This window comes from Burkholderia sp. 3C (assembly GCF_054589155.1).
Genome location: NZ_BAAILN010000044.1, coordinates 321,129 through 328,944, shown reverse-complemented (window position 1 = coordinate 328,944; position 7,816 = coordinate 321,129). Strand labels below are relative to the sequence as shown.

Here is a 7,816-nt window from a genome sequence, read left to right as displayed (position 1 = left end):
GTTCGGCGGGCGGCGCGAATGCGACGCCCGCCGATGCCGGGAGGATAACGAGAAAACAGTGTCATTCGCGTGAAGGCTGAAAACGTTTGCATGGCCGTAAGTTCGGTGAAAACACCTTGAAAGTACGGTAATTCTGTCTAATTGACGGTTTCAAATCGGCCGAATTTACTCGTTTCGGGCAGGGAGCGATGCTACTGCCGCGAGCCGTTCGCCGGCCAGTTCGATCTCGTAGCGGCCGTGCAGCGGATCGGGCCGATCGGGGTCGCAGGCCACCACGCCGAGCGCCACCGCGGCGCCGAGCGTATGACCGAACGCGGCCGAACTGAGCGTGCCGACCGGGTGGCCGTCGCGCAGGATGCCTTCGCCGCCCCACAGCGTCACGTCGGGTCGGTCCGCCACGCGCAGCGCCAGCACGCGCCGCGTGCACGGCTGGCCGGCCTTCGCTTCCAGCGCCGCCGCGCCGACGAACGGGCGCGGCAGGACTGCGGCCGGTTTGCAGAGCGCGGCGAGGCCCGCTTCGAACGGATCGACGCCCGGCGACAGTTCGCGGCCCCACACGGCATGGCCGTTTTCGATGCGCAGCGATTCGAACGCGTATTCGCCCGCGAGCCGCAGGCCGTGCTCGCCGCCCGCCGCCAGCAGCGCGTCGTACACCAGCACCGCCGATTCCACCGGCACCAGCAGGTCCCAGCCCGGTTCGCCGGCCACCGCGTGATGCAGCGCGCGCACCGTCGCGTGGCCGAGCGTGATTTCGCGGCTGGTGCCGGGCGCGAACGCCGCCTCGTCCAGCGCGGCCCGCGACACGCGCTGCAACAGCGCACGCGCTTGCGGCCCGAGCAGCGAGAACAGCGCGTACTGGCCGGTCACGTCGACGGCCGCGCAGCGGTAGCCGCCCGCGTCGAGGTGGCGCTCGATCAGGTCGAGATCGCGCGTGGCCTGCGTGGTGCCGGTCAGGATCAGGTAGCGGTCGTCGGCCAGGCGCACCACGGTGACGTCCGATTCGTAGCCGCCGCGCGCGTTGAGCAGGGCGCTGCGCCGCACCGCGCCCGGCGCGACGGCCAGGTCGGTGGCGAACAGCGCCTGCAGCGCGGCTTCGGCGTCGCGGCCCTTGACGAGCAGCTTGGCGAGCGCGCTGCGGTCGAACAGCGCCGCCTGCTCGCGTGCGGCGCGATGCTCGGCCGCGCTCCAGTCGTGCCAGTTCTGACGGCCGAAGCTGTACTCGATGCGCGGCGCCGTGCCGGGCGGCGCGAACACGTTGGCGATCTCCCAGCCCATCCGGCTGCCGAAGCACGCGCCCGCGGCTTGCAGCGCGGCATGCACCGGCGAGCGCCGCACGCCGCGCGCGCTGTCCAGCTCGCGATTCGGCCAGGGCATCGCGTAATGCAGCCCGAGCGTTTCCTTGACCCGGTCGAACAGCCAGGCGTCGTTGCCGTGAAAGCGCGCGAAGCGGCGGATGTCGATGGCCCACAGATCGGTGGCCGGCTCCCCGCCCGCGATCCACTCGGCCAGCGCGCGGCCCGCGCCGCCCGCCGAGGCGATCCCCATCGAATTGAAGCCCGCGCCCACGTAGAAATTCGCGAGTTCGGGCGCCTCGCCGAGGATGAAGTGATTGTCGGGCGTGAACGATTCGGGGCCGTTGTAGAACTGGCGGACTTCGGCCGTTTCCAGCGCCGGCACGCGGTGCAGCGCGTTGCGCATCAGGATCTCGAACTGGTCCCAGTCGTCGGGCAGCAACTGGAACTCGAAATCGTCGGGGATGCCGGCCATGCCCCACGGCTTCGCGTCGGGCTCGAAACCGCCCATCACCAGGCCGCCCACTTCCTCCTTGAAATAGATGTAGCCGTCGGGGTCGCGCATCACCGGCAGATCGGGATGCGCGCCCGGAATCCGCCCCGTGACGATGTAGTAGTGCTCGGCCGAATGCAGCGGCACGGTCACGTCGGCGAGCCGGCCGAGCTGCTTGGCCCACTGGCCCGCGCAATTCACCACGATGTCGGCCGCAAGCGTGCCGGTGGCGCCATCCTTGGTGCGCCACGTCACGCCCGAGGCGCGGCGGCGCGTGCCGGTGCGCTCGCTCAGTACCGCCGTGACGCGCGCGCCCTCGACGATGCGCACGCCGCGCTGGCGGGCGCCGCGCGCCAGCGATTGCGTGAGGTCGGTCGGGTTGGCCTTGCCGTCGCCGGGCAGCCAGACGGCGCCGGCCAGGTCGTCGGTGCGCATCGCGGGCCACAGCTCGCCGGCCGCGCGCGCATCGATCAGCTCGCAGTCCACGCCGTAGGCGCGCGCCTGCGCGGCGGTGCGCTTCAGTTGCACGAGCCGCTCGGCGGTGCGCGCCACCGACAGCGAGCCGCAGCGCTTCCAGCCGGTCGCCAGCCCGGTTTCGGCTTCGAGCGAGGCGTACAGCTCGGTGGAATAGCGGATCAGTTGCGTGAGGCTTCGTTGCGTGCGCAACTGGCCGACCAGCCCGGCCGCGTGCCACGTGGTGCCGCACGAAAGCTGGCCCTGTTCGAGCAGCACGACGTCGGCGATGCCGGACTTGGCGAGGTGATAGGCGGTGGAACAACCGATGATCCCGCCGCCGATGATCACGACGCGGGCATGGGACGGGAGGGAGGCGGGCGGCAACAGGCTCATGGCGGATACGATTGGATTGCAACAAAACGCATCGTATTGCCTAAAAATGACACATGTGCGACGGCGCGAAAATCGTCCGGATCGTCCCGGTCGGCGCGCGGCAGGTGGGAAGGGGGGCGTTCAGCGGCCGGCGGCGGCCGCGACGCTCATTCGATGTCGGTGACCCACGCGCCGAACCACTCGCTCGGGTTGGCGATCTCGTCCTGCGCGGCCACCAGTTCGAGCTCGTAGCGCCGCGCGTCGTAGGTCGCCTTGACCACCGCGTGCACGGCCGCGAGCGTGTGCTCGAACGCGGCGCGGATCGAATCGCCGCGCAACCGCCGCGCGACGAATACGGCGCTGGTCAGGTCGCCGACGCCGACCGGGTGGCGCGGGAACGCATAGAGCGGGCGCTGGCCGATCCAGGCCTCGTGCTCGGTGACGGCCAGCATGTTGAAGCGGTCGGCCGGGCTGTTGCGGTCGTGCAGATGCTTGACGAGGATGACCTTCGGGCCGCGCCGGATGATCTCGCGGCAGGCATCGACGGCCTCGCGCACGGTTTCCACGCGCCGCCCGGCCAGCTTCTGCAACTCGCTGTGGTTCGGCGCCATGCCGTCGGCCAGGCCCGGCAGTTCGCTGACGATGAATTCCTCGACGCCCGGCTCGGGCCGGATGCCGCCGGTTTGACCCATCGCCGGATCGCAGAAATACCAGGCGTTCGGGTTCATCGACTTCACGGTGCGCACGATGTCGACCGCCGCGTGCGCCTGCGCGGGCGAGCCGAGAAAGCCGGAGAGCACCGCGTCGCAGCGCTTGAGGGCGCCGATCGCGGCGATGCCGTCCACCAGCTGCTCGAGCTTGGGCGCATCGACCGCGCTGCCGGCCCAGTGGCCGTACTGCATGTGATTGGAGAGCTGGACGGTGTTGAGCGGCCAGACGTTGACGCCGAGCCGCTGCATCGGGAACACGGCCGCGCTGTTGCCGGCGTGCCCGTAGATCACGTGCGACTGGATGCTGAGGACGTTTTTCATGTCGGCGGCTCGTCGCGGTGGGGTCTACGAACGATACCAAAAGTCGCAGCCGCCCGGAAATACGCGGTAAACGTTGCGCCTGCGCGCGTCACGGCAGCGTTGGCTTACTAACCGTAAAATTGCGGCGGCGCGCCGCGCTGTTTTCCCTTTCCTCCTTCCGGTAGCCCGATGTTCCCGAATCGCACGATCCCGATCCCGCAGTCGGCCGCCCTCATCGTCGCGGCTGTGGTGGTGGCTGCCGCGGCTGCCGTGGCCGGCGCCTGCCAGGCGGCGGGCCTCGTGCCGACGCCCGCCGTGACGACGAGCGAGACCCTGCCGGCGTTACCGGTGGCCGACGATGCCGGCCCGGCCTATGGTCCCGAACTCGAAGGCTTCGATTATCCGTATCCGGTGCATCGCTACACGTTCGCTTCGCAGCGCGAAACGATGCAGATGGCCTATCTCGACGTGAAGCCCGCGCATCCGAACGGCCGCACGGCGGTGCTGCTGCACGACCGCAATTTCTGCGCGGCCACCTGGGAGGGCTCGATCGCGGCGTTGACCCAGGCCGGCTATCGCGTGATCGCGCCCGACCAGATCGGCTTCTGCAAATCGACCAAGCCGGCGCGTTACCAGTACACGTTCCAGCAACTGGCCCACAACACGCACGCGCTGCTCGAATCGCTCGGCGTGAAGGAGCCGATCGTGATCGGCCATTCGACGGGCGGCATGCTGGCGGTGCGCTACGCGCTGATGTATCCGAAGCAGACGCAGCGGCTCGTGCTGCTCGACCCGATGGGGCTGGAGGATGGCAAGGCGCTCGGCGTGCCGCCGCTGACGGTGGACTACTGGTATGCGCGTGCGCTGAAGACGACCGGCGAGAGCGTGCGCCGCTACGAGCAGACGGCCTATTACGCGGGGGAGTGGTCGCCCGATTTCGAGCGCTGGGTGCAGATGCAGGCCGGCATGGTGCGCGGGGCGGGACGCGAAAGCGTGGCGTGGAACGCCGCGCTGTTCGACGACATGAGTTTCACGCAGCCGGTGCTCTATGAATTCGGGCAGTTGCGCGTGCCGACGCTGCTGATGATCGGCGACAAGGACACCGCCGCGATCGGCAAGGACGCAGCGCCGCCCGAGCTGCACGCGAAGCTCGGCCGCTATGCGGAGCTGGGCAGGCACGCGCAGGCCGCGATTTCGGGCGCGACGCTGATCGAATTCGCGTCGCTGGGGCATGCGCCGCAGATGCAGGACCCGGCCGCCGTGCACAAGGCGCTGCTGGCATGGCTGGCGGCGCCGGCGTCGTCAGCCGCTTCGGTTACGGCGCACGCCGCGCCGTAACACCTTCGCCGCTTCACACCGGGCGTTCAGCCCTCCGCCGCCAGCTCGTCGCGCACCTGCGCCGTGATTTCGTACGAGCGCACGCGCGCGGCGTGATCGTAGATCTGCGCGGCCACCACCAGCTCGTCGGCGCCGGTTTGCGCGATCAGGCGGCGCAGCCGCTCGCGCACCGTGTCGCGCGAGCCGATCGCCGCGAACGACAGCGAATGCGCCACGTTCGCCAGCTCGAATTCGTTGGCCTCGAGCACCTCGACCGGCGGCGGCAGCTTGCCCGGCGTGCCGCGACGCAGGCTCAGGAACTGTTGCTGCAGCGACGTGAACAGGCGCCGCGCCTCGTCGTCGGTGTCGGCCGCGAACACGTTGATGCCGACCATCGCATAGGGCTTGTCGAGCGTCGCCGACGGCCGGAACTGCGCGCGATACACCTCCAGCGCGCGCATCAGGTAATCGGGCGCGAAATGCGACGCAAACGCGAACGGCAGGCCGAGCATGGCCGCCAGTTGCGCCGAAAAGAGGCTCGAGCCGAGCAGCCACAGCGGCACGTTCAGCCCCGCGCCCGGCACGGCGCGCACGCGCTGGCCTTCCACCGGCTCGGCGAAATAGCGCTGCAACTCCACCACGTCGTCGGGAAACGAATCGGCGCTGGCGACCATGTCGCGGCGCAGCGCGCGCGCCGTGGTCTGGTCGGTGCCCGGTGCGCGGCCGAGGCCCAGCTCGATGCGGCCCGGATACAGTGCCGCCAGCGTGCCGAACTGCTCGGCGATCACGAGCGGCGCGTGGTTCGGCAGCATGATGCCGCCCGAGCCGACGCGAATCTTGCTCGTGCCGCCCGCGATATGGCCGATCACCACCGCCGTGGCCGCGCTGGCGATGCCGGGCATGTTGTGATGCTCGGCCAGCCAGTAGCGGCGGTAATCCCAGCGCTCGGCGTGCTGCGCGAGATCGAGCGAGTTGCGGAAGGCCTGGCTGGCGTCGGCGCCCTGGGGAATCGGCGCGAGATCGAGAACGGAGAACGGGATCATGGAGTGGGCTTCGCAGAGTGGGGACGTGCGGCGCAGCGCGGGTGCCAAGGCCCCGCATCGCGACGTCGAGTGCCGCCGATTGTGCCAAAGCCCCGCCAACCCCGCTGGCGACGTAGCGATAACCCTGCCGGGCGGAGGGTAACGTCGCGGCCTCCGTCGCGCTGTTGCGGGTGTGGAAACGGTGCCTTGTCGCGCTGGGGGCATGCGGCGAAAACACGCACTGCGTGACTGTCATATTTCTTCGCTAACGTGACTCAAACGCCAGCAACGGGCCGAATTCCTTGCCGAAAACGGACGGAATCGCACGCCGAACCCGTGAACGTCGACCGTAAACTGGCAAACGAATCGCCACGTGCCATGCAAAACGCTTACGTTAACACCTCGCTATTACACCGAAATGCCAATCATTTGTCTTGATTTGTATCGAGTTGGCGCTTTCGGTGTCAGCTCGACGCGGCGTTTCGGCAATCGTTGCTAAACTCGATCCCTAATTCACGACCGCACGGTCAGCCCGCCGAGAGACGCCGCCGAATGCATCGTCCTGCCGCGAGCCGGGCCGGTCTTGTCACATGTCGTGTTGCACGTCGATACCACCTTCGCCCTGCCGTCACGCAGGTTCACAGGAGCCGGGACCGTGTTCGTCGCCGCCGTTGTTGTTGCTACGGGATCTCGCCATGCGCAGCGTGCCGGCCGTGGGGCCGGAAGGGGCGCGGCATGAACGTTCTCGCTTCCCTGACCGACTGGCTGCTGCTCGTGCCGATCGCCGCGGCTTGCGGCTATGCGTGGTTCGCCGCGCTGGCGCCGTCGCCGCGCCTGCCGCGTGCGGCGCGGCGCAACGGCTGGCTGCCGGTCAGCGTGCTCAAGCCGCTGTGCGGCGCCGAGCCGCGCCTCTACGAAAACCTCTCCAGCTTCTGCGCGCAGCGCCACCCGTGCTACCAGATCGTGTGCGGCGTCGCGTCGCCCGACGATCCGGCGATCGCCGTCGTGCACCGGCTGCAGGCCAATTTCCCCGATTGCGACATCACGCTGGTGGTCGATGCGCGCATTCACGGCAAGAACCTCAAGGTCAGCAACCTGATCAATATGACCGGGCACGCGCGTTACGACCGCCTCGTGATCGCCGACAGCGACATCGCCGTCGAGCCCGATTACCTGGAGCGCGTCACCGCGCCGCTCGACGATCCGGCGATCGGCGTCGTCACCTGCCTGTATCGCGCACGCGGCGTGGGCGGCTTCTGGCCGCAGCTTGGCGCGCAGTTCGTCGATGCCTGGTTCGCGCCATCGGTGCGCATCGCGCATGCGGGTGGTTCCAGCGATTTCGGCTTCGGCGCGACGCTGGCGCTCACGCGCGACACGCTCGAACGGATCGGCGGCCTGGCCGCGCTGAAGGACGAACTCGCCGACGACTACTGGCTGGCCGCGCTGCCGCGCCGTCACGGGCGGCGCACCGCGCTGTCCGAGGTCAACGTGGTGACCGACGTGACCGAGTCGGGCCTCGTCGGGCTGTGGCGGCGCGAGACGCGCTGGCTGCGCACCATCCGCTCGTTGAAGCCGGCCGGTTTCGCCAGCCTGATCGTCACGTTCACGGTGCCGTGGCTGGCGGTGGGCGCGCATCTGGCGGTGTGGCTCGACGGCACGTTTGCGGGCGCCGTCGCGGCGGCCGTGGTGGCCTGCGGCGGCGTGGCGCGGCTCGCGATGCATGCGCGCGGTTCGGCGTCGCGGGGCGTGTTCTGGCGCGGGCTGCCGCTCGTGCCGGTGCGCGACACGCTGCTGCTGCTCGAATGGTTCGCGGCCGCGTTCGGCTCGCACGTGCACTGGCGCGGCACGCGGATC

General features: G+C 69.4%; 5 protein-coding genes. 2 read left to right on the top strand and 3 right to left on the bottom strand.

Annotated features, from left to right (window positions below):
* Positions 1–165: 165 nt before the first annotated feature.
* Positions 166–2,634, bottom strand: a complete 2,469-nt coding sequence (locus ACYP33_RS07800) for a GcvT family protein (protein WP_459620812.1) — start codon at positions 2,632–2,634, stop codon at positions 166–168.
* 146 nt (positions 2,635–2,780) lie between these two features.
* A complete protein-coding gene (gene pdxY, locus ACYP33_RS07795; RefSeq protein ID WP_414444324.1) occupies positions 2,781–3,644 on the bottom strand; it encodes a pyridoxal kinase PdxY in 864 nt (287 codons plus the stop codon).
* Positions 3,645–3,812: 168 nt separating this feature from the next.
* On the opposite strand from pdxY, the gene ACYP33_RS07790 reads away from it, so the two are divergent.
* Complete coding sequence (locus ACYP33_RS07790; RefSeq protein WP_459620810.1) at positions 3,813–4,961, top strand: alpha/beta fold hydrolase; 1,149 nt, start codon at positions 3,813–3,815, stop codon at positions 4,959–4,961.
* Positions 4,962–4,987: 26 nt separating this feature from the next.
* Here the strand turns inward: ACYP33_RS07790 and ACYP33_RS07785 are convergent, their stop codons facing one another.
* Entirely contained in the window at positions 4,988–5,983 is a 996-nt protein-coding gene (locus ACYP33_RS07785) for an LLM class flavin-dependent oxidoreductase (RefSeq protein ID WP_414450075.1), read from the bottom strand.
* Positions 5,984–6,697: 714 nt separating this feature from the next.
* Here ACYP33_RS07785 and hpnI point away from each other — a divergent pair.
* A partial coding sequence (gene hpnI, locus ACYP33_RS07780; RefSeq protein WP_459620809.1) for a bacteriohopanetetrol glucosamine biosynthesis glycosyltransferase HpnI occupies positions 6,698–7,816 on the top strand: 1,119 nt, incomplete at its 3' end.

What these genes read in the sequence shown, in the direction of transcription:
- ACYP33_RS07785 (WP_414450075.1), bottom strand. Translation starts at nt 5,983, where the DNA reads ATGATCCCGTTCTCCGTTCTCGATCTCGCGCCGATTCCCCAGGGCGCC.
- ACYP33_RS07800 (WP_459620812.1), bottom strand. Translation starts at nt 2,634, where the DNA reads ATGAGCCTGTTGCCGCCCGCCTCCCTCCCGTCCCATGCCCGCGTCGTG.
- pdxY (WP_414444324.1), bottom strand. Translation starts at nt 3,644, where the DNA reads ATGAAAAACGTCCTCAGCATCCAGTCGCACGTGATCTACGGGCACGCC.
- ACYP33_RS07790 (WP_459620810.1), top strand. Translation starts at nt 3,813, where the DNA reads ATGTTCCCGAATCGCACGATCCCGATCCCGCAGTCGGCCGCCCTCATC.